This window comes from Mycetocola sp. 2940, from assembly GCF_040548835.1.
Classification (GTDB): domain Bacteria; phylum Actinomycetota; class Actinomycetes; order Actinomycetales; family Microbacteriaceae; genus Mycetocola_A.
On record NZ_JBEPSK010000002.1, the window covers coordinates 124,423 to 143,607 of the forward strand.

Here is a 19,185-nt window from a genome sequence, read left to right on the forward strand (position 1 = left end):
CGGGCCCGCGGGGCCACTTCACGCACTCCCCCCCGCCTGGTCATCCGGTGCGGACCGGGTCATCCGGTGCGCCGGATGCTTTCGTCCGGAGTGGACGACCAGGCGGTTGTCGGCGTCGCGTGGAACGGATGCCGTCCCGGCTTGCGGCGGCGGAGCATCCGTTGGGCGGGTGCTCTGCGTGGTCATCCGGTGCGGACCGAGTCATCCGGTGCGCCGGATGCTTTCGTCCGGAGTGGACGACCAGGCGGGTCGGTTGCGAGGGAGTCCTGCCTCCGAAAGTATGCCGCTGAGCCGTGGTGCGCGGAGTGCATCACTCCACAACCATCGGGCCATGCCATAGCCGGTGGCCGCACGCATGAGGTCTTCGCGCTTTTTCTCGGCCCACACGATCTCTTCGATCGGTTTCCCGTTGGTGTACGCCGCACGCGTGTATTTCGTGAAACCGTCGAATTCTCCCAGTTGCCGATACACGGGCCAGCCGAAGTCTGAGTGCCAGAGCGTACCGTTCCGGTCGATGACCGGGAACTGGAGCTCAGGCTTCGGGAAGCGCAGCACATGCATCTGAACGCGGCTCACTGATTCTCCCGGTGAACCGGCCAGGTGCGTCGCAAAATCGATGGCGCAGCGGGCCTTCGCAGTACCGGGAGCACGGGCAAGAGCGTCGAGGCGATCGACCAGCATCTCGCGAAGCCGAACCGCGGCATCCGCCCTGCCGTTCTCATTGACTGCTCGGGCCAGCCCGGCATCGAGCGTCGTCACCGCAGACATGAAGGTCGTCGTGCGCGCGAGGTCCAGCAGCGTGCGCAGAGGGCTTGTGACCAGCACGCCGTCCACCTCCACGATGTCACCCTCGAGGAGCGGCGCTCTGTGCCAGCGGATACCCCTTCTGGAACTTCGTCTCGACCCGTCAACGGTGTACACGTGCACGAATTCGGGCCACGGGCCTACGACAGGCAGGTCCCAAAGAGCTGCGGCGGATGCGTGGCTGAAGACGGCGTCGCTCTTGCGCGAGTCGAGCACCGCCCGCATTCGCAACAGGTAGCGGTCGCGGGCGGCGAGGTCGGACCACAAGGAAGACGGCGTGTACATGCCACGGCGGATGCTCATCAGGGCACCCGCGGCGTGCTCGCGCCGGAGCGATCGCCCATCCATGCCTATCAGGGTCGCAGCACGAGACAGCTGGAGGACATTGGGATCACGTAGAGGGTCGATAGCCATGCCGTTCAGCTTCTCTCGCTTTGTGGCGTCCGTATCGGGAAAAGCTGGGGGTGGGGAATGAGTGGGATGCGGAAACCGCGGTGGAGGGAGGCCGGTTCGTTCGCGTGGTCACCCGTTCCGGTCGTGGTCATCCGTTGCGCCGGACGCCTTCGTCCGATGCGGATGACCAAGGCGACCTCGCGGCACTGAGACGGATGCCGCCGGCTTCGGTAGCGAGCACCGCCGCCGATCGGGTAAGCTACTCAGGTTGCCCGTATGTGCGCACTCTGCTCCCATGCGACGCAACGATGCTATTACCCTCCTGCCGCAGATCGTCTGCGGCCGTTCGAGTCCGAAGGAGGTGGGTTAGTGACGCATCAGTATGAACTCATGGTTATCCTCGACCCCGAGATTGACGAGCGCACCGTTGCTCCCAGTCTCGACAAGTTCCTCAATGTCATCCGCAACGATGGTGGAACCATCGACAAGGTTGACATCTGGGGCCGTCGTCGCCTGGCTTATGAAATCAACAAGAAGACCGAAGGCATCTACGCCGTCGTCGACTTCACCGCCACAAGCGCAGCCACGGTTGAGCTCGACCGTCAGCTGAAGCTCTCCGAAGCCGTCATGCGCACCAAGGTGCTGCGGGCCGAAGAAGCCATCGCTCTCGTCGAGTCCGAAGGCAAGCGCGCCGAGGAGAAGGCCGCCCGCAAGGCTGCTGCCACCAAGGCCAAGGTCGACGCCAAGCCCGCAGCGGCTGAAGCGAAAGCTGTCGCCGACGCCAAGCCCGCCGAAAAGGACGCTTAGTCCCGATGGCCGGCGAGACCGTCATCACCGTGGTGGGCAACCTCACGTCAGACCCGGAACTGCGTTACACGCAGAACGGCCTGGCGGTTGCCAACTTCACCATCGCTTCCACCCCGCGTAACTACGACCGAGCGTCGAGCGAGTGGAAAGATGGCGAAGCACTGTTCCTGCGCGCGAGCGTTTGGCGTGAATTCGCCGAGCATGTCGCCGGATCGCTCACCAAGGGTAGCCGTGTCATCGCTACCGGGCGTCTGAAGCAGCGTTCGTATGAAACGAAGGAAGGCGAGAAGCGCACCTCGATCGAACTCGAAGTTGACGAGATCGGTCCCTCGCTTCGCTACGCCACCGCACAGGTCACCCGTGCCCAGTCCTCCGGTGGAGGCGGCGGCCGCGGCCCCGCAGCCGTCCAGCAGGACGAGCCATGGGCGGCCAGCGCTCCGACGGCCGCTCCGGCCGGCGGCGCGATGGCATCAGGGTCCGGCGACAGCTGGAACACCCCTGGTTCCTACGGCGACGACACCCCCTTCTAAACACTTCTCTGCCAGGGAGGGAGCTTCGGTTCCCTTGCGGCACCATACCTAAGGAAACTCACATGGCTGGAAAGTCTAGCGGCGCAAGCCGCAAGCCTGTCCGCGGTGGCAAAGGCGGCAAGCCGCTCGCTCCCGCGAAGGCAATCCGCGTTGGGGTCATCGACTACAAGGATGTCCCCACCCTCCGCAAGTTCATCTCCGAGCGTGGAAAGATCCGCGCCCGTCGGATCACCGGCGTCTCGGTCCAGGAGCAGCGCCTGATCGCACGTGCCGTCAAGAACGCACGCGAGATGGCATTGCTTCCCTACGCCGGCTCCGGCAGGTAAGGAACACCGACATGTCAAAACTCATCCTCACCCACGAGGTCACTGGCCTCGGTACTCCTGGTGACATCATCGAGGTCAAGAACGGTTACGCACGTAACTACCTGATCCCGCAGGGCTTCGGCGTTGCGTGGAGCCGCGGTGCTGAAAAGCAGGTCGAGCAGATCAAGGCCGCTCGTGCAGCACGCGAGCTCGCTACCCTCGAAGAGGCCCAGGCGCTCAAGGCTGCCCTTGAGAGCACCAAGGTCAAGCTTGCCGTCAAGGCCGGCGCAGAAGGCCGTCTGTTCGGTTCGGTCAAGACCGTTCACGTGGCGGATGCCGTCGCGGCAGCCGGTCTCGGACAGATCGACAAGCGCAAGATCGAGATCACCTCCCCGATCAAGTCGGTCGGCCAGCACGAGGCGACTGTTCGTCTCCGCGAGGACCTCAGCGCAGTCATCACCCTTCAGGTGGTCGCTGCCAAGTAGGCACGTTCACAATCTGTGGCGACGGGCTCCGGCTCGTCGCCACGGGTCGTTTAAGCGGCGCGAACAGCACAAAGCGGCCAGGCGCGTTTCCCCCCGAAAGGCCGCCTCGTATACCCCGGGAACACCCCGCGTCAAGTCTTTTTGTGCACAGGCAAACGTTGGGCACCGCAAGCTTCAACACAGACTCTAACCAGATTTCTCCCCACTGCCTGTGGAAACTAAATCTGCTGGTCAAACCCTAGTTCTGTGCAAAATATTCTTTCTTCTCCACAGGGTTGCCCACAGGTTGTGCACACCGACCCCGGCGTTTCCTGCAATCTACTCACAGAGTTATCCACAGGGCTATTTGTGCCTGTGCCGCGTGGCTCATAGTGTGGGGCAGCGCAGGTTCCCGCCGGCGTGCGCGGCCTCTTCCCGGCCACCGTGTCGGTGGTTGGGTATTGGCTTCATTCTGAGCATGACGGCCATGCGCCAGCCGGTCGAACCGGCTCAGCCGCAGAAGGAGGAATTGCGTGTCGATCGCCCATCTCGGCCTGTCGGACCAGACTCCCGCCGGTGAAAATCGCGGGGAGTACCGGGCCGACCGGACCCCGCCGCACGACATGCTCGCGGAACAGTCCGCCCTCGGCGGAATGCTTCTCTCCAAGGATGCTGTCGCAGACGTCGTCGAAGCGGTGCGCGGTGTCGACTTCTACATTCCCAAGCACGAGATCATTTTCGATGCGATCCTCTCGCTCTACTCCCACGGTGAGCCGACCGACGTCATCACGGTCACCGACGAACTCATCAAAATCGGTGAACTCTCCCGCGCCGGCGGTGCTGACTACCTGCACACGCTGACCCGACTCGTCCCGACAGCCGCCAACGCCGGCTTCTACGCCTCCATCGTCGCGGAGCGTGCCCTCCTTCGCCGGCTCGTCGAAGCAGGCACCCGCATCGTCCAGATGGGGTACGCAGGTGAAGGCGAGGTGCTCGACCTCGTGAACACGGCCCAGGCCGAGATCTACGGCGTCACCGGGTCCACCCAGGCCGAAGACTACGTTCCGCTCAACGAAGCTGTTGGCACGGCATTCGAAGAAATCGAAGCGAACAACAGTTCAGACGGCGGGATGTCCGGCACGCCGACCGGCTTCGCCGAGATGGACGACCTCACCAACGGATTCCACGGCGGCCAGCTCATCATCGTCGCCGCCCGGCCCGCGCTCGGTAAGTCGACGCTTGCGCTCGACTTTGCCCGGGCGGCCTCCATCGGCAACGGCCATCCGTCGATCTTCTTCTCCCTTGAAATGGGCCGCAGCGAGATCGCCATGCGACTGCTCTCGGCCGAGGCATCCGTTCCGCTCCAGAGCATGCGCAAGGGCACCGTCGACCAGCGCGACTGGAACAAGCTCGCCGCTGTCCGCGGGCGCATCAACGACGCTCCGCTGTACATCGACGACAGCCCGAACATGACCCTCGTCGAGATCCGCGCCAAGTGCCGGCGGCTCAAGCAGCGCGTCGGTCTCAAGCTCGTCGTCATCGACTACCTCCAGCTGATGACTTCCGGCAAGCGCGTCGAGAGCCGCCAGCAGGAGGTCTCGGAGTTCTCGCGTGCGCTCAAGCTGCTCGCCAAGGAGCTCCAGGTGCCGGTCATCGCCCTGTCACAGCTGAACCGTGGCCCCGAGCAGCGCGCGGACAAGATGCCCGCGATCTCCGACCTTCGAGAGTCCGGATCGCTCGAGCAGGATGCCGACATGGTCATCCTGCTGCACCGCGAGAGCGCGTACGAGAAAGACAACCCGCGCGCCGGTGAAGCCGACCTCATCGTCGCCAAGCACCGAAACGGACCGACCCGCACCGTCACCGTTGCGTTCCACGGGCACTATTCGAGGTTCGCGGACCTCGCACCCGCGTAGCCCCGGATCTCGACACGGTCGCGGGGCGACCTGCTTGGTTCCTGAGCTTGTCGAAGGGCGATCAGCGTGCACACGGAGCGCACCGGGGAGCGCCCAGTTCTACGCGGCGTAGACTAGGGATGTTCTCCCGCACCCCTACGAAAGAGGCTTCAACCGTGGCCACCCCCGTCGCTGCCGCACCCGCCGGCGCTGTGCAGACGAACTCACGGTACTGGCTGGTCCCCGTCTCCCGGGCTGCGGTCGCCGCCGTCGCCGCGATCGTCATCACCTTCTCGCAGGATCATTCAGCCGCCCTCGGCCTCACCGTCTTCGGCGGCTTCGCGGTCCTCACGGCACTCGCACTGTTCGCGGGTTCGTCGAGCCTCAGGACCGACCGGGTCGCGCAGCACACCTTCGTCGCCCAGGCTCTCCTCACCCTCTCTGCCGGTGGAGTTTCGCTTGCGGTGGCGGCATCCCCGAGCCTTCCGGCGTTCTTCGCCATCGTCCTCACCTGGGCGCTCCTCACCGGCGCGCTCGAACTGTACAACGGGTTCCGCCTGCGCGGACGCTCACCGCTTTCTCGCGACTGGACCTCCGTCGGGCTGGTCACGGTGCTCCTCGCCGTGGCGTTCCTCGTCGTGCCCCAGGGGCTCGACCAGCAGTTCACCGGCCCGGACGGGATCGCACGCAGCCTGACGGCATCCATCGTCACTGTCGGAATCTTCGGCGCCTACGCCGCCATCGTCGCCGTGCTGCTCGTGATCGGAGGATTCTCGCTCAAGTGGGGAACCGACCCGAGCGGCCGAGTGACCCCTGAAACGGAGTCGCACTCATGAGCCAGCCCCAACCCAGCCGCCGCGAGATCCTCAAACCGATCGAACTGCTGCTCTTCGCCGCCGTCGCCGGCATCTTCGCCGGCGTGATCGTGCTCATGTCGACGCGCGATATGACGCTCGCCCTCATCTTCTTCGGCGTCGCCTTCATCGTCACCCTGGTCGGCATCGCCATGTTCGCTCTGTCGGTCAAACCCGGCGACCTGGAGAAGCGAGACATCCACGAGCAGGACTCCGGGCACTAAGCCCCCCAGCGGGGTCGTCAGCCGGTGCGCGGCGCGTGCTCGACGACGCAGTCCGGACCCGGGTACACGAGGCTCTCGTGGCCGTCGTCGAACCGCACCATGTATGGCGGCGTTCCCTCGTCGCCACGGACCTCGAGAATCAGACCGTGCCGGTCCGGCGCCCCCACTGTCTGCCCGCGGATGATGATCCGCTCACCTGCCGTTGTGTGCATGTTGGCCTCCTCGTTCCAGCGTACGCGCGGCACGCGGGCGGCGAAAGGCCCGGATGCCGCGCGTACGGCAGGCGGGACCCTACGGCAGGCGGTCCACCAGTTCGTCTGACAGGCCGACGTACGTCGCCGGTGTGAGCTCGAGCAGGCGCCCCTTGGCGTCGTCGCCGATGTCGAGTTTCTCGACGAACGCGACGAGGTCGTCGCGGCCGATCCGCTTTCCGCGGGTGAGTTCCTTGAGCATCGCGTACGGGTCGGAGATGGTCGAGCGACCGGCGACGACCTCGGCGCGGATGACGGTCTGAATCGCCTCGCCGAGGATTTCCCAGTTGCTGTCGAGGTCGGCGGCAAGCGCGGTGCGGTCGAGGTCGATCTCGCCGAGGCCGCGGGCGAGGTTGTCGAGAGCGAGCAGCGAGTGGCCGAAACCGACGCCGATGTTGCGCTGCGTGGTGGAATCGGTGAGGTCGCGCTGCAAGCGCGAGGTGACCAGGGTAGCCGCGAGCGAGTCGAGCACCGCGCTGGACAGCTCGAGGTTGGCCTCGGCGTTCTCGAACCGGATCGGGTTGATTTTGTGCGGCATCGTCGATGAACCGGTCGCACCGGCCTGCGGAATCTGGCGGAAGTAGCCCATCGAGATGTAGGTCCAGATGTCGGTGGCGAGATTGTGCAGCACCCGGTTGGCATGGGAGACCCGGTTGTACAGCTCGGCCTGCCAGTCGTGGGATTCGATCTGGGTGGTCAGGGGGTTCCAGGTCAGGCCGAGGGACTCGACGAACTCCCGCGAGATCGCGGTCCAGTCGGCTGACGGGTCAGCGATGACGTGAGCGGCGAAGGTTCCGGTCGCGCCGGAGAACTTCCCGAGGAACTCGGTGTTCTTCACCTGGACGGCGATCCTCTCCAGGCGCCAGGCCACAACCGCGAGCTCGCGGCCCATCGTGGTCGGGGTGGCCGGCTGTCCGTGCGTGCGTGCCAGCATGGCATCCGCCCGGTGCTCGACGGCGAGGTTCCGAAGAAGACCGATCACATTGTGCAGCTTCGGCAGCCACACCTCCTGAACCGCGGCAGACACGGTGAGGGCGTAGGAGAGGTTGTTGATGTCCTCGCTCGTGCAGGCGAAGTGGGTGAGCTCGGCGATGGAGTCGAGGCCGAGGGATGCCAGCCGGTCGCGTACCAGGTACTCGACGGCTTTCACGTCGTGGCGGGTGACCGCTTCTTTCTCGGCCAGCCAGTCGATGTCGGCCTGGCCGAACTCCAGGTAGAGGGCGCGCAGCGACGCGGCCTGCTCGGCCGACAGCGGGGCAGACCCGAACATGCTGTGCGACGTGAGGTAGAGCAGCCATTCCACTTCGACCTGCACGCGCGCCCGGTTCAATCCCGCCTCGCTGAGGAACTCTCCCAGGGAGCTGACGGCCGCCTGGTAACGGCCATCAAGTGGGCTGAGTGGCTGGGCGGGTAGTGCTGTCATCGAATGGCTCCCTGTCGAATTGCCGGTTCAAGCTGCCGAAAAAGTTGGCGGCTTGCGCTCTCAATCATGCCCAATACTCGGTCAAACATCTCATCGCCGGCGTAGTAAGGGTCGGGAACATCGGTCAAATGGGTCTGCTCATCGTCGAAACTGAGCAGGAGAGCCACCTTGCCGCGGTCGGTTTCGGTGGGCGCCCACTCCCGGAGGATGCGGTCGTGGCCGCGGTCGAGAGCCACGATGAGATCAAGGCTGTCGAACCACTCCGGGTCGAATTGTTTGGCCCGGTGCTGGGCGCCGTCGTATCCGTTGCGAGCCAGCGCGCTCAGGGTCCGCATGTCGGCCTGCTCGCCGACATGCCAGTCACCGGTGCCAGCCGACAGGGTTTCGACATAGCGGGTGAGGCCTGCCTGCCGCACCATGCTCTGGAACACAACCTCTGCCATCGGGGATCTGCAGATGTTGCCGGCGCACACAAAGCACACACGGAAGGGCTGGACCTCGGTAGGGACCGGGTCAGAAATCATCCCCCCATTCTGTACTCCACGCGCTGCCTGCGGGACCCCCCATTGACGCCCCATTCGACAGATTCGCCGGCCTCCCCTCCTTATGGGGCTGGCTGATTTTTCGCCGGAGGGCAGCACGCCGGTCTAGGCTCACAATCACCGGTGGGGGGACCGCGGTTCGGTCCGTTCCCTGTACCTGCGACCGCATCGACCAGCGAGGATCCCCCATGCGCACCCCTTCACGCCCCCTCCGCAGCGCGCTGGCATCCGTTGCCGGGCTCTCCTTCCTCGTGTTCGGCATCCAGGCGCCGGCCGTAGCCGCGGAGCCGCCAACCCCTGCCGTGGCCGCGTCATCGAGCCAGTCCGATCCCGTCGATGTGGGGGACGCGTCGCTGGCCGATGAACCGCAGCTGACGCTTGCCGGAGACCTCCGCGTCGTCATCGCGGATGGCGAGGCGTCCTCCCACACCGAATACGCCGTGGCCACACCGGCAGGGGATGCCGTCGCCATCACGGGCGACCTGCCGGAGGGAGTCTCCACAGGAGACGCGTTCACCGGCACTGTCGCGATCCCCGAGTCCGTCGTCGAGGCCGTCGACGACAGCCACGCTGACGAGGTCGAGAAGTCGGCGGATGCTCCGCTCAATGCATCGTCGGCCGCTGGAGCAGAGGTCGTCGACCTGGCGGCGACTGCCGGTCCGCTCCAGATCGTCACGGGAACGATCGACTTCACGACGGCGGCTGCGGCAGCGACGCCGCGCGGCCACACCATCGACGTGGCCATCGCCGCGGGGACGACTTTCAGCGACATCGAAGTCGACGCGCTGCTCGCCGGGTTGAATTCGTACTGGACATCTCAGTCCGCCGGTGTCGTCACCTCGGTGACCCGGAGGGGCACGATCCAGCGCAACGTGAGCCCTTACTGTGAGCAGGAAGACTTCTGGGAGGCTGCCGCCTCCAGGTTCGGAAAGGGTCCGGTCGACTACTGGAACAACGGGCGCGGCGAGCACCTCCTCGTCCTCACCGACTCTCGCTGCGGTGCCGGCCTCGGTACCGTCGGCACCCAGGTCCACTCCGGTGGCTTGATTTGGGCGTCGGTCGACGATGAGGTGGACCTCCACACCGTCGGGCACGAATTCGGGCACAACCTCGGTCTCGGGCACTCGAACGTACACGAATGCGCTGAACCGACCCGCGTCGAGGGCTCGGCCGACCAGGGCTGCGGTGACCTGGAGTACGAGGACTACTTCGACATCATGTCCGGTGGGTACCAGGCCTGCTTCCTGTCCTGTGTCACGACGAACAAACTCGGAGCGCTCAACGCCAGCCACAAGCGCACGCTGGGCTTCCTTCCCGCCGGCTCGACGCAGACGGTCACGACCACGACGACCGCCGTGCTTCAGGCGGCCTCTGCAACCGCAGGGTTGCGGACCCTCAACATCACCGACCCGGTGTCGCACCGGGACTACCAGATTGAATTCCGATCGGGCACGGGGATGGATGCCGGAACCTTTTACGCGACGAACTGGATCTGGGACTTCCCTCTACGGATGGGCATCGGCGTGAGGGTGTTGACGACCAATTACGACAACGGGGCCCCGACCTCGGTAGCGGTCGCGCAGGAGGCGCTGCCAGGCCGTTCCAAGAGCCTGACACTGAAACCGGCCCAGACGTTCACCTCTGAGTCCGGAGCGCTGAGGGTCACGGTTCTCGCGCAGACGTTGTCGACCGCCACGGTGTCGGTGGAGTTCGGGGGGCCGACCACGATCGATCGGATCCAGGGCGACGACCGGTACGCGACCGCCGTCGCCATCGCGAAGAAGGGGTACACGACAGCTGATGTGGTCTACGTCGCCACCGGCGCCAACTATCCCGACGCACTCAGCGCAGCGCCCGCAGCCGTGAAGGACCGCGGGCCGCTTTTGCTCACCCCGTCCGATTCCCTGCGGGACGACGTCCGGAACCTGATCGAGGATCTGAAGCCCACGAGGATCGTCGTCGTAGGCGGAAACTCTGCGGTGTCGCCGACGGTGTTCGAGGCACTCGACGCGATTCCAGGCGTGCCGCGGCCCGACCGGATCGCTGGCGCCGACAGGTTCGCCACAGCGCGCGCGGTGGTCGACGACGCCTTCGACTCAACCGCAACTGCGTACGTGGCGACCGGGAACAACTTCCCCGATGCGTTGTCCGCCGCGGCGGCCGCCGGATCGATCGGAGCGCCCGTCATCCTCGTCAACGGACCCCAACCCACGATTGACAGCGACACGAGCAAGCTGCTCGACGGTCTCAACGTGACCAAGACGGTGATCGTCGGGGGCCCGAACGCGGTGAGCGCCGGCATCCAGTCGTCGCTCGCGAAGACCAGCGCGGTCAGCCGTGTCGCAGGGGACGACAGGTACTCCACGAGCCTCGCTGTGAACGCGGTCTTTCGGAGTCCGGCCACGGTCTTCCTCGCGACGGGAACCCAGTTCCCTGACGCCCTCGCGGGCGCGGCGCTCGCCGGGGCGAAGGGTGCCCCACTCTATGTGGTCCAACCCACCTGCATCCCGGGCGGAACGCGGAGCGCCATCCTCCGCAGCGCCGACACGGTGACCCTCCTCGGCGGTCCCGGCGCACTGAGCGACGGCGTCATGGCGCTGAGGGGCTGTTAGACGGCTCCCTCACAGGCCGGGGTCGGTTTGCCGGCGACTCACCGATGCCCCCTGCTCCCGTTTCGGCGAGCCCGGACTCCGGATCATGGAAGATGGATGCCGCCGGTCGCGGCATCCGGAAGGGGAACCTCGATGTCTTCCAAGGTCAGCGACGCCGGCCCGGCGTCGCTGGACGATGCCACACGTGCCCGGGTCCTCGACCTGCTGGACCAGCAGCGCCGACGCATCTCGGGTCTGGCCGAACGCGTCGCCGCCGGCCGGCGGGCACTCGAAACATCCACCGTCGTGCCGGCCTGGCGGTCACCCGCTCGATACCAGTTCGACCTGCGCCTGGCTGACCTGCACCAGAGGCTCGACCGGTGCTCGACGGCACTCCGGGCGGCGCAGTCCGAGTGTGACCGCGCGCGCTCCGTGCTGCTCGCCGGGCCGCAACGCCCATGAGATCCACACACGACGACATCGACGTCTCACAAGGGTCCAGCATCAGCGTCGAGACCGACGACCTGTTTCTGCTCGCCACCGCCCTGGCGGTGCTCGCCGTCGACGCACGGGACTGGTCCCACGAGGCGGCCATCGCCCGGTGCGTCACCGAGTGGTCAGCGGATGCCGCTCCGTTCGGTTTCGCCGAGCCCGACCTGGCCCGGTCCGGCGCGGAACTGCTGGAGGCGTCGGCTCTCGCCGAATCCCTCGGCCTCAAGCTCGAGCGCGCCGCTGTCGAGTATGCGAATGGTGAGCAACATCGTTCCGATGTCGGCGGGATACTCAGCGCCCTCGCCGGTATCCTCGCCGGGGGCTTCCTGCGCAACCTGACCGTTGGCGCAGGCGCGCCGACGGCTGCTATCGCGCTGCTGATCACCCAGCATCCCGAGTTCCGCCGTCTCGCCGCGGTCGTCGGTCAGCCGGTGGCTGCCGCGATCGCCGACCATCCCGAACTCCTGGTCAGCCCGGCGTTCGTCCGTCTGGTCCGCACGCTCGTCGCATCCGCTGACGATGTCGCCATGGGTGCGACCGGGGTTGCCCCGACGGTCGCCTGGTTCCTCGGCGACGAAGGCGCTGGTGTCGTCGGCCTGGGTTCGATGGCCGAGGCGCTTCTTCTCCTCGCCGGCCGGAATGCATACATGGCCACTCCGCTGACGATGACGCGCTCGTCGACGACCTCCGTGAGTGCGCCCGCCACCCTCGCCGACGCCGCGGCACGGATCCCAGCCAGCGGCGCGGGCAAGCCCCAGGTGCGGATCGAGCGCTACGCCGACCGGCGCGGAGGGGCGTCCTACGCCGTCTACATCGCGGGGACCAGCGACTTCTCCGTGGGCGGGAGCGAGCCGTTCGACATGGCCAGCAATCTGGCGGGCATCGCCGGGCGCGACACCGCCGCCCAGCAGGCCACGGTCGAAGCGATGAACGACGCCGGAATCCGCCGCGGGGACGCGGTGTCGTTCTTCGGGCATTCGCAGGGCGGCCTCGTTGCGACGCGGATCGCGGCATCCGGGGTCTATTCGACCCAGAGCCTCGTCACTTTCGGGTCACCGTCAGGGCAGATTCGGGTCCCCGACTCCATCGCGCACGTCGCGGTGGAACACGCGGAGGACATCACGCCGGCGTTGGGCGGAGCGCCGATCGGCGGTACCGACGGCCGGGAGCGGATCGTGGTTACCCGCGGCCTCTTCGACGAAACGGGGCCACCGCCGGGCACCTCGCCCGGCGATGCGCATCACATGGCTCGATACGCCGAGACCGCTGAACTCATCGACGGCTCGCCGGACCCACGGCTGACTCCGATGCGCGAGGCGCTGTCCGGGTTCGGCGCCGGGGGATGGGCGACACTGTATCGGGCCGAACGGGACCGGGGCTGAGGTCAGCGGCGGCGGCGTTCCTTCAGTTGCGGGCGCAGCAGCAGGGAGAAGATTCCGTTGAGGATGCTGATGACGAGTGCGCCGAGAACCGCCCACCAGAAGCCGTCGATCCTCAGCCCGAAGTCGAGGGGCGACATGATCCAGGCGACGAGGAGCAGCAGCAGCCCGTTCACGAAGAAGGAGATCAGGCCGAGCGTGAGCAGGTAGAGCGGGAAGGCAACAATTCGAATGAACGTGCCGACCACGGTGTTCACGATCGCGAAGAGAACGGCGATCAACAGGTAGGTCAGAACGACGGCCAGTGTGTCGCCCGGGGGATAGGGCGTCACGTGCACGCCGGTGACGATGAACGTGGTCAGCCAGATGGCGACGGCGTTGATCACGACACTGAGCAGGAATCGGGCCATCGCCCCATGATGCCAGCCCCATCGTCGCCGCGCGACCGGGTGCTCGTGAGCCACTGTGACGGCCTCGGGAAGCCCAGCATGCCGGTCCCGGAAAACGTGGCTGTCTAGACTCGGTGCGTGACCTTTCTCCCAGCTTCCGCCGACGAGCCCGTCGCGCCCGCGGTCAGGCTTCGCCCAGAGATCCTTGCCAGCCCGCCGTACCGGCAGGGCAGGCCGGCAACTGCCGACGCGTTCAAGCTCTCGAGCAACGAGAACCCGTTCCCGCCGCTTCCTGGTGTCCTCGACGCGGTCGCCGCGTCCGGGGCGATCAACCGGTACCCGGATGCCTCCGCCCTGGCGCTTCGCGAGGTCCTTGCCGCGCGGCGGGGTGTGTCGACCGAACAGATCCATGTCGGCTCCGGGTCGGTCGCCCTGCTCAGCCAGTTCATCGACGCGGCTGCGGGACCGGGTGACACCGTGGTTTACTCCTGGCGGTCGTTCGAGGCTTACCCGGGTCTCGTCACCGTCTCGGGGGCGGCGAGTGTTCAGGTGCCCAACCGTGCCGACGGATCACACGACATGGAGGCACTCGCGGCAGCCGTCGACGACACGACTCGCGTCGTCATCGTCTGCTCGCCGAACAACCCCACCTCCACCACGGTGAGCGCTGCCGAGTTCGACACGTTCATGGCCGCCGTTCCCAGCGATATCCTCGTCCTGCTCGACGAGGCGTACGCCGAGTTTGTAACCGACCCGGATGCTGTCCGCGGGTTTCCCCTCCTCGCCCGGTACCCGAACCTCGTCGTCCTGCGCACATTCTCGAAGGCCTACGGCCTCGCTGGCCTCCGGGTCGGCTGGGCGATCGGCCCGGCACCGATCCTTGACGCGGCGCGCGCCGCTGCCATCCCGCTCTCAGTGACGGAAGCGGCCCAGGTCGCAGCCATCGCCTCACTGGAGCTCGAGGACGAGCTCCTCGCCCGCGTGTCCCGGCTCACCGCCCGGCGCGACCGACTCGCCGCAGCCCTGTCCGATCAGGGCTGGAACCTGCCGAAAGCCCAGGGCAACTTCGTCTGGCTCGCGACCGGGAACGAGACGGATGTCGCCAATGAGGCACTGCTGGACGGCGGAATCGTCGCCCGAGCGTTCCCCGGCTCCGGCATCCGGGTCAGTGTCGGCGAAGAAGAGTCTGTGGACAAACTCCTACCGATCACCAGCCGAATTGTCGAGTTGCTACCAGCGGGGCATCCAGCCCGGCGGTTAGGTTAGACCAATGGCGGAAACTGCAATCGACTCCCCTGCGCCCCCGGTGCAGATTCTCGCGGTCGACGGAACCGTCTCGCCGACGGCATCCGCCGAGCCGTACCTCGAATACCTCGAGCGCCTCAGTTCCGACGATCACGAGCAGTTCTACCGTGACATGGTTCTCGCGCGCGCGTTCGACACCGAGGCCGCGAACCTGCAGCGCCAGGGCCAGCTCGCCCTGTGGCCGCCGTGCCACGGCCAGGAGGGCGCCCAGGTGGGCTCCGGCCGCGCCGCCCGCGCCCAGGACCACATCTTCCCCTCGTACCGGGAGCACGCGGTCGGCCTCGTCCGCGGTGTCGACCTGCTCGGCATCATCGAGGTCATGCGGGGGACCACCCACTCGGGCTGGGACGCCTCGGACCCGTCGAACGGCAACTTCCGGCCGTACACGCTGGTCATCGGCGCGCAAGCGCTGCACGCCACCGGCTACGCGATGGGCGTCAAGTTCGACGGTGTCTCCACGACCGGCGACGCTGACAGCGATGAAGCCGTCATGGTCTACTTCGGCGACGGAGCCACCAGCCAGGGCGACGTCAACGAAGCCATGATCTTCGCGGCCAGCTACCAGACCCCCCAGGTGTTCTTCCTCCAGAACAACCACTGGGCGATCAGCGTTCCGGTCACCACCCAGTCCCGCACGCCCCTGTTCCAGCGCGCTGCCGGATTCGGCCTGCCCAGCGTCCAGGTCGACGGCAACGACGTCCTCGCCAGCTACGCCGTCACGGCCAAACACCTCGACGACGCCCGCTCCGGTGGCGGCCCGCAGCTGATCGAAGCCCTGACCTACCGGATCGGCGCCCACACCACGAGCGACGACCCGACCAAGTACCGCACCCAGGAACTCACCGACTCCTGGATCGCTCGCGACCCGATCGTGCGTTTCCACGCGTTCCTGCGCGCCCAGGGGGCCTCCGACGCGTTCTTCGCCGGCGTCACCGCTGAAGCCCACGACTACGCGGCCGACATCCGCCGCCGCACCCACGCGATCGCCGACCCCGGGATCGGGCTCATGTTCGACGGCGTGTATTCCGACGACCACCCGCTGATGATCGAGCAGAAATCGTGGCTCGAACAGTACGAGGCCGCCCTGGACGGGAGCGCATCATGACCTTGAGCGTCGAGACGAAGCTGCAGACGATGCCGATGGCGAAAGCCCTTAACGCCGGACTGCGGCAGGCCATGGCAGAGAACCCCAAGGTCCTGCTCATGGGCGAGGACATCGGAAAGCTTGGGGGAGTGTTCCGTATCACCGAAGGGCTGCAGGCCGAGTTCGGTGAGAACCGTGTCCTCGACACCCCGCTCGCCGAATCCGGCATCATCGGTACCGCCATCGGCCTCGCCATGCGCGGCTACCGCCCGGTGTGCGAGATCCAGTTCGACGGCTTCATCTATCCCGGGTTCAACCAGATCACCTCCCAGCTGGCGAAGCTGACGAACCGCACCGAGGGTGCGCTGCAGATGCCTGTCGTCATCCGGGTGCCGTACGGCGGGCACATCGGGGCTGTCGAACACCACCAGGAAAGTCCTGAGGCGTACTTCGCGCACACGGCCGGGCTGCGTTCGGTGAGCCCGTCCACGCCGAACGACGCCTACTGGATGATCCAGGAGGCCATCGCCTCCAACGACCCGGTGATGTTCTTCGAACCGAAGAGCCGCTACTGGCCCAAGGGAGACGTCGACCTGTCGGCCTCGGCCGCCCCGCTGCACGCCAGCCGGGTGGTCCGCCTGGGAACGGATGCCACGCTCGTCGCCCACGGTGCGATGGTCAGCGTCCTGCTCCAGGCCGCCGAACTCGCCGCCGCCGACGGCATCAGCCTCGAGGTCGTCGACCTCCGGTCGATCTCGCCGATCGACTACGAGCCCCTGCTCGAGAGCATCCGAAAGACCGGCCGGCTGATCGTCGCCCAGGAAGCTCCCGGCAACGTTTCGGTGGGTTCGGAGATCGCTGCGACGGTCGCCGAGCGCGCCTTCTACTCGCTCGAGGCGCCCGTGCTCCGGGTGTCAGGATTCGACGTGCCGTTCCCGCCCGCGAAGCTCGAGAAGCTTTTCCTCCCCGACGCCGACCGAATCCTCGAGGCCGTCGACAGGGCACTTGCCTACTAGCGTCTGACGCTGAAAGAGAGAAACCATGAGCGAGTTCCAGTTTCTGATGCCGGATGCCGGTGAGGGACTCACCGAGGCCGAAGTGGTCTCGTGGAAGGTCGGGCCCGGTGACGCCGTCGAGCTCAACCAGGTGATCGTCGAGATCGAAACCGCCAAGTCACTCGTCGAACTTCCGTCGCCCTACGAGGGCACGGTGTCGGCGATCCTCGTCGACGAGGGCACCACCGTCGACGTGGGCACACCGATCATCACCATCACCGCGGCCGGCGACGACGCCGATGCCGGCGCCCCGGCTGCTGCCGCCGTCGCTCCGTCGGCCATCTCCAGTGAGACCGAAGAGGCCGTCGCCGACACGCGCAGCTCGATCGACGACGAGAAGCCGGGGGCTGTCCTCGTCGGTTACGGCAACGCCGGCGCCGTCACCTCCCGTCGTCGCCGAGCGGAGGCGAGCGCCCCTGCCGGTCGACCGGCATCCGCTCCGGTTTCCGCCGGTCCTGTCATCGCGAAACCGCCGATCCGCAAGCTCGCGAAGGACCTCGGCGTCGATCTGAAGCTGGTCGTCGGAACCGGCATCGGGGGAGAGGTCACCCGCGACGACGTCGTTCGCGAAGCAGGCCAGGCGAGCGTCTTCCGCAACATCGAGACGCCGGAGTGGGGCGACGCCCGCGAGGAGCGGCTCCCGGTCAAGGGCGTACGCAAGCAGATCGCGAACGCCATGGTGGAGTCGGCGTTCAAAGCGCCGCACGTGTCCCTGTTCGTCGACGTCGACGCCACCCGCACGATGGAGTTCATCAAGCGGCTGAAGAACTCGACCGACTTCGCCGGCGTGAAGGTGTCGCCGCTTCTGATCATGGCCAAGGCGATGATCTGGGCGGTTCGGCGCAACCCGACGGTCAACGCGACCTGGACCGATGACGAGATCATCGTGCACCACTACGTGAACTTCGGTGTTGCCGCGGCGACCCCGCGGGGGCTCATCGTGCCGAACGTCAAGGAGGCGCAGGCGATGAGCCTGCTGCAGCTCGCGCAGGCCCTCGAGCAGCTCACCCTGACCGCACGGGACGGCAGGACGCCGCCCGCCGACCAGCAGGGCGGCACCATCACCCTCACGAACATCGGTGTCTTCGGCATGGACACCGGCACGCCGATCCTCAACCCCGGTGAGGTCGGAATCGTCGCGCTCGGCACGATCAAGCAGAAGCCCTGGGTGGTCGACGGTGACGTCCGTCCGCGGTTCGTGACGACGCTCGGCGCGTCATTCGACCACCGGGTCGTCGACGGTGACGTGGCATCCCGGTTCCTGGCCGACGTCGCGTCGATCCTCGAGGAACCGGCTCTCCTGCTCGACTGAGTGTGCTGGCGCGGGTCGGTCGATCGATCGACCCGCGTGCGTCGAGTTGCCACGACGTGTCGTTGCGAGTGTCGAGTTGCCGAACTCTGTCGCTTTCACGCGCGTTCGGCAGCACAGTGCGTCATATCGCGGATGCCGGTGGCGCGCGTTCCGCTTGAATCGTGGATGGGCATCGAGTTGCCACGACATGTCGTTGCGAGTGTCGAGTTGCCGAACTCTGTCGCTTTCACGCGCGTTCGGCAGCACAGTGCGTCATATCACGGATGCCGGAGGCGCGCGACGATCCACCCGCGCGCGAACGCGGCCCTCGGCTCAGAAGCCGCCGAAGTCACCGCCGCCGAAGTCGCCGCCCCCACCGAAGTCGCCTCCGCTGCCGCCGAAGTCCGACCCGAAGTCTCCTCCGCTGCCGCCGAAATCGGAACCGCCGGCATCCGCGCCGGCATCACCGCCGGCGTCCGCGCTGGCGTCACCGCCGGCATCTCCACCCTCGCCACCGGCTTCGCCGCCGGACATGTCGGGCATGAACGCGCCGACGACCGCCGACGCGATGAAGTACCCGGCAACCGTGCCGAGCAGCGAACTGCCGACCATGCTGCCGAAGCTGGGCCCGGTCATGGTGCGTTCCATGGTGCCAGGCTGGCGCAGTTCCGACCGCGTAGCCGACTGTGCCAGCGAATGCGGGTCGTCGCCGCGCGGGGCGTCACCCGGGGCGGCGTCTGCACTGAGTTGCTGGAACAGCAGGCGGCGCTGTTCGGGGGTGAGCTTTGAGAACGCCTCCTCATGGGCCTGCTCGATCGCCTCAGGCGGCGCGGTCCTCAGCAGGTAGCGGTAGCGCTCGACGGCGATCTCGTCGTCGGTGCGTCCCTGTGGCTGTGGCACGTACTGCCGGCGAACCGGCTCCTGCTCCCGTTGTCCGGTGCCGAAAAGTCTGTCGAAAAAGCCCATCGTGTTCTCCCAGGATTGCGCGATCTGTCGGTCACAGTCTATGAACGGATGCCGTGAGCGTACTGCGAGAAGCGAGAGGGAGGAAGCCGTGGCGGGCGGCTCGAATAGGGCTCTTCAGCCTGTTCTGTTAGGCTCGTTGGC

General features: G+C 66.6%; 21 protein-coding genes. 14 read left to right on the plus strand and 7 right to left on the minus strand.

All coding sequences use genetic code 11. The features are described from left to right. Positions 1–18 precede the first annotated feature (18 nt). Both ABIE24_RS02960 and ABIE24_RS02965 read right to left on the minus strand, forming a co-directional pair. Positions 19–186, minus strand: coding sequence for a hypothetical protein (locus ABIE24_RS02960; protein WP_354496662.1), 168 nt, complete (start codon positions 184–186; stop codon positions 19–21). A 15-nt stretch (positions 187–201) separates the two neighbouring features. Further along, on the minus strand, positions 202–1,152 hold the full coding sequence (locus ABIE24_RS02965; RefSeq protein ID WP_354496664.1) for a type IV toxin-antitoxin system AbiEi family antitoxin domain-containing protein: 951 nt from the start codon (positions 1,150–1,152) through the stop codon (positions 202–204). 435 nt (positions 1,153–1,587) lie between these two features. On the opposite strand from ABIE24_RS02965, the gene rpsF reads away from it, so the two are divergent. From rpsF to ABIE24_RS03000, 7 genes are all read left to right on the plus strand, one after another. Next, entirely contained in the window at positions 1,588–2,004 is a 417-nt protein-coding gene (gene rpsF / locus ABIE24_RS02970) for a 30S ribosomal protein S6 (RefSeq protein ID WP_411719826.1), read from the plus strand. Positions 2,005–2,009: 5 nt separating this feature from the next. After that, positions 2,010–2,534 (plus strand): single-stranded DNA-binding protein, encoded by a 525-nt coding sequence (locus ABIE24_RS02975; RefSeq protein WP_297358458.1) that lies wholly within the window; start codon positions 2,010–2,012, stop codon positions 2,532–2,534. Between the two features lie 62 nt (positions 2,535–2,596). Further along, positions 2,597–2,860, plus strand: a complete 264-nt coding sequence (gene rpsR / locus ABIE24_RS02980) for a 30S ribosomal protein S18 (protein WP_090711605.1) — start codon at positions 2,597–2,599, stop codon at positions 2,858–2,860. A gap of 11 nt (positions 2,861–2,871) precedes the next feature. Next, positions 2,872–3,324 carry a 50S ribosomal protein L9 gene (rplI, locus tag ABIE24_RS02985; RefSeq protein WP_354496669.1) on the plus strand — a complete coding sequence of 151 codons (453 nt, stop codon included), beginning with the start codon at positions 2,872–2,874 and terminating at the stop codon, positions 3,322–3,324. 512 nt (positions 3,325–3,836) lie between these two features. After that, positions 3,837–5,219 carry a replicative DNA helicase gene (gene dnaB, locus ABIE24_RS02990; RefSeq protein ID WP_354496671.1) on the plus strand — a complete coding sequence of 461 codons (1,383 nt, stop codon included), beginning with the start codon at positions 3,837–3,839 and terminating at the stop codon, positions 5,217–5,219. Between the two features lie 155 nt (positions 5,220–5,374). After that, the gene (locus tag ABIE24_RS02995; RefSeq protein WP_354496673.1) at positions 5,375–6,034 is read left to right on the plus strand and encodes a hypothetical protein; all 660 of its coding nucleotides are present in this window, start codon (positions 5,375–5,377) and stop codon (positions 6,032–6,034) included. Next, positions 6,031–6,276, plus strand: coding sequence for a hypothetical protein (locus tag ABIE24_RS03000; RefSeq protein ID WP_354496675.1), 246 nt, complete (start codon positions 6,031–6,033; stop codon positions 6,274–6,276). Before ABIE24_RS02995 ends, ABIE24_RS03000 begins: the two co-directional genes overlap by 4 nt. Before the next feature lie 17 nt (positions 6,277–6,293). Here the strand turns inward: ABIE24_RS03000 and ABIE24_RS03005 are convergent, their stop codons facing one another. The 3 genes from ABIE24_RS03005 to ABIE24_RS03015 all read right to left on the minus strand — a co-directional run bounded on the left by ABIE24_RS03005 (position 6,294) and on the right by ABIE24_RS03015 (position 8,474). Next, positions 6,294–6,488 carry a DUF1918 domain-containing protein gene (locus ABIE24_RS03005; RefSeq protein WP_354496677.1) on the minus strand — a complete coding sequence of 65 codons (195 nt, stop codon included), beginning with the start codon at positions 6,486–6,488 and terminating at the stop codon, positions 6,294–6,296. A 79-nt stretch (positions 6,489–6,567) separates the two neighbouring features. Then, complete coding sequence (gene purB / locus ABIE24_RS03010) at positions 6,568–7,950, minus strand: adenylosuccinate lyase (protein ID WP_354496679.1); 1,383 nt, start codon at positions 7,948–7,950, stop codon at positions 6,568–6,570. Beyond that, positions 7,947–8,474, minus strand: coding sequence for a low molecular weight protein-tyrosine-phosphatase (locus ABIE24_RS03015; protein WP_354496681.1), 528 nt, complete (start codon positions 8,472–8,474; stop codon positions 7,947–7,949). The genes purB and ABIE24_RS03015 overlap by 4 nt, the downstream gene beginning before the upstream one ends. 206 nt (positions 8,475–8,680) lie before the next feature. Here ABIE24_RS03015 and ABIE24_RS03020 point away from each other — a divergent pair, with 206 nt between their 5' ends. The 3 genes from ABIE24_RS03020 (at position 8,681) to ABIE24_RS03030 (ending at position 12,957) form a co-directional block, all read left to right on the plus strand. Next, positions 8,681–11,104 carry a cell wall-binding repeat-containing protein gene (locus ABIE24_RS03020; protein ID WP_354496683.1) on the plus strand — a complete coding sequence of 808 codons (2,424 nt, stop codon included), beginning with the start codon at positions 8,681–8,683 and terminating at the stop codon, positions 11,102–11,104. Positions 11,105–11,236: 132 nt separating this feature from the next. Next, positions 11,237–11,545: a hypothetical protein gene (locus ABIE24_RS03025; RefSeq protein WP_354496685.1), complete on the plus strand. Its 309-nt coding sequence runs from the start codon at positions 11,237–11,239 to the stop codon at positions 11,543–11,545. After that, on the plus strand, positions 11,542–12,957 hold the full coding sequence (locus ABIE24_RS03030; protein ID WP_354496687.1) for a hypothetical protein: 1,416 nt from the start codon (positions 11,542–11,544) through the stop codon (positions 12,955–12,957). Before ABIE24_RS03025 ends, ABIE24_RS03030 begins: the two co-directional genes overlap by 4 nt. Positions 12,958–12,959: 2 nt before the next feature. On the opposite strand, the gene ABIE24_RS03035 is transcribed toward ABIE24_RS03030, so the two are convergent. Beyond that, positions 12,960–13,364: a phage holin family protein gene (locus ABIE24_RS03035; protein ID WP_354496689.1), complete on the minus strand. Its 405-nt coding sequence runs from the start codon at positions 13,362–13,364 to the stop codon at positions 12,960–12,962. Between the two features lie 117 nt (positions 13,365–13,481). Between ABIE24_RS03035 and ABIE24_RS03040 the strand changes: the two genes are divergently transcribed. The 4 genes from ABIE24_RS03040 to ABIE24_RS03055 are packed head-to-tail and all read left to right on the plus strand — an operon-like array spanning position 13,482 to position 18,099. Next, positions 13,482–14,609 (plus strand): histidinol-phosphate transaminase, encoded by a 1,128-nt coding sequence (locus ABIE24_RS03040; RefSeq protein WP_354496691.1) that lies wholly within the window; start codon positions 13,482–13,484, stop codon positions 14,607–14,609. A 4-nt stretch (positions 14,610–14,613) separates the two neighbouring features. Further along, positions 14,614–15,753 (plus strand): thiamine pyrophosphate-dependent dehydrogenase E1 component subunit alpha, encoded by a 1,140-nt coding sequence (locus ABIE24_RS03045; protein WP_354496693.1) that lies wholly within the window; start codon positions 14,614–14,616, stop codon positions 15,751–15,753. Further along, positions 15,750–16,748, plus strand: coding sequence for an alpha-ketoacid dehydrogenase subunit beta (locus ABIE24_RS03050; RefSeq protein ID WP_354496695.1), 999 nt, complete (start codon positions 15,750–15,752; stop codon positions 16,746–16,748). The genes ABIE24_RS03045 and ABIE24_RS03050 overlap by 4 nt, the downstream gene beginning before the upstream one ends. 25 nt (positions 16,749–16,773) lie before the next feature. Further along, positions 16,774–18,099 (plus strand): dihydrolipoamide acetyltransferase family protein, encoded by a 1,326-nt coding sequence (locus tag ABIE24_RS03055; protein ID WP_354496697.1) that lies wholly within the window; start codon positions 16,774–16,776, stop codon positions 18,097–18,099. Positions 18,100–18,411: 312 nt separating this feature from the next. Here the strand turns inward: ABIE24_RS03055 and ABIE24_RS03060 are convergent, their stop codons facing one another. Continuing rightward, a complete protein-coding gene (locus tag ABIE24_RS03060) occupies positions 18,412–19,044 on the minus strand; it encodes a hypothetical protein (protein ID WP_354496699.1) in 633 nt (210 codons plus the stop codon). Positions 19,045–19,185 lie beyond the last annotated feature (141 nt).

Excerpts from the sequence above, each read along its gene's own strand:
- ABIE24_RS02960 (WP_354496662.1), bottom strand. The coding sequence starts at position 186 with ATGACCACGCAGAGCACCCGCCCAACGGATGCTCCGCCGCCGCAAGCC.
- ABIE24_RS02965 (WP_354496664.1), bottom strand. The coding sequence starts at position 1,152 with ATGGATGGGCGATCGCTCCGGCGCGAGCACGCCGCGGGTGCCCTGATG.
- rpsF (WP_411719826.1), top strand. The coding sequence starts at position 1,588 with ATGGTTATCCTCGACCCCGAGATTGACGAGCGCACCGTTGCTCCCAGT.
- ABIE24_RS02975 (WP_297358458.1), top strand. The coding sequence starts at position 2,010 with ATGGCCGGCGAGACCGTCATCACCGTGGTGGGCAACCTCACGTCAGAC.
- rpsR (WP_090711605.1), top strand. The coding sequence starts at position 2,597 with ATGGCTGGAAAGTCTAGCGGCGCAAGCCGCAAGCCTGTCCGCGGTGGC.
- rplI (WP_354496669.1), top strand. The coding sequence starts at position 2,872 with ATGTCAAAACTCATCCTCACCCACGAGGTCACTGGCCTCGGTACTCCT.
- ABIE24_RS03000 (WP_354496675.1), top strand. The coding sequence starts at position 6,031 with ATGAGCCAGCCCCAACCCAGCCGCCGCGAGATCCTCAAACCGATCGAA.
- ABIE24_RS03005 (WP_354496677.1), bottom strand. The coding sequence starts at position 6,488 with ATGCACACAACGGCAGGTGAGCGGATCATCATCCGCGGGCAGACAGTG.
- purB (WP_354496679.1), bottom strand. The coding sequence starts at position 7,950 with ATGACAGCACTACCCGCCCAGCCACTCAGCCCACTTGATGGCCGTTAC.
- ABIE24_RS03015 (WP_354496681.1), bottom strand. The coding sequence starts at position 8,474 with ATGATTTCTGACCCGGTCCCTACCGAGGTCCAGCCCTTCCGTGTGTGC.
- ABIE24_RS03020 (WP_354496683.1), top strand. The coding sequence starts at position 8,681 with ATGCGCACCCCTTCACGCCCCCTCCGCAGCGCGCTGGCATCCGTTGCC.
- ABIE24_RS03025 (WP_354496685.1), top strand. The coding sequence starts at position 11,237 with ATGTCTTCCAAGGTCAGCGACGCCGGCCCGGCGTCGCTGGACGATGCC.
- ABIE24_RS03030 (WP_354496687.1), top strand. The coding sequence starts at position 11,542 with ATGAGATCCACACACGACGACATCGACGTCTCACAAGGGTCCAGCATC.
- ABIE24_RS03035 (WP_354496689.1), bottom strand. The coding sequence starts at position 13,364 with ATGGCCCGATTCCTGCTCAGTGTCGTGATCAACGCCGTCGCCATCTGG.
- ABIE24_RS03045 (WP_354496693.1), top strand. The coding sequence starts at position 14,614 with ATGGCGGAAACTGCAATCGACTCCCCTGCGCCCCCGGTGCAGATTCTC.
- ABIE24_RS03050 (WP_354496695.1), top strand. The coding sequence starts at position 15,750 with ATGACCTTGAGCGTCGAGACGAAGCTGCAGACGATGCCGATGGCGAAA.
- ABIE24_RS03055 (WP_354496697.1), top strand. The coding sequence starts at position 16,774 with ATGAGCGAGTTCCAGTTTCTGATGCCGGATGCCGGTGAGGGACTCACC.
- ABIE24_RS03060 (WP_354496699.1), bottom strand. The coding sequence starts at position 19,044 with ATGGGCTTTTTCGACAGACTTTTCGGCACCGGACAACGGGAGCAGGAG.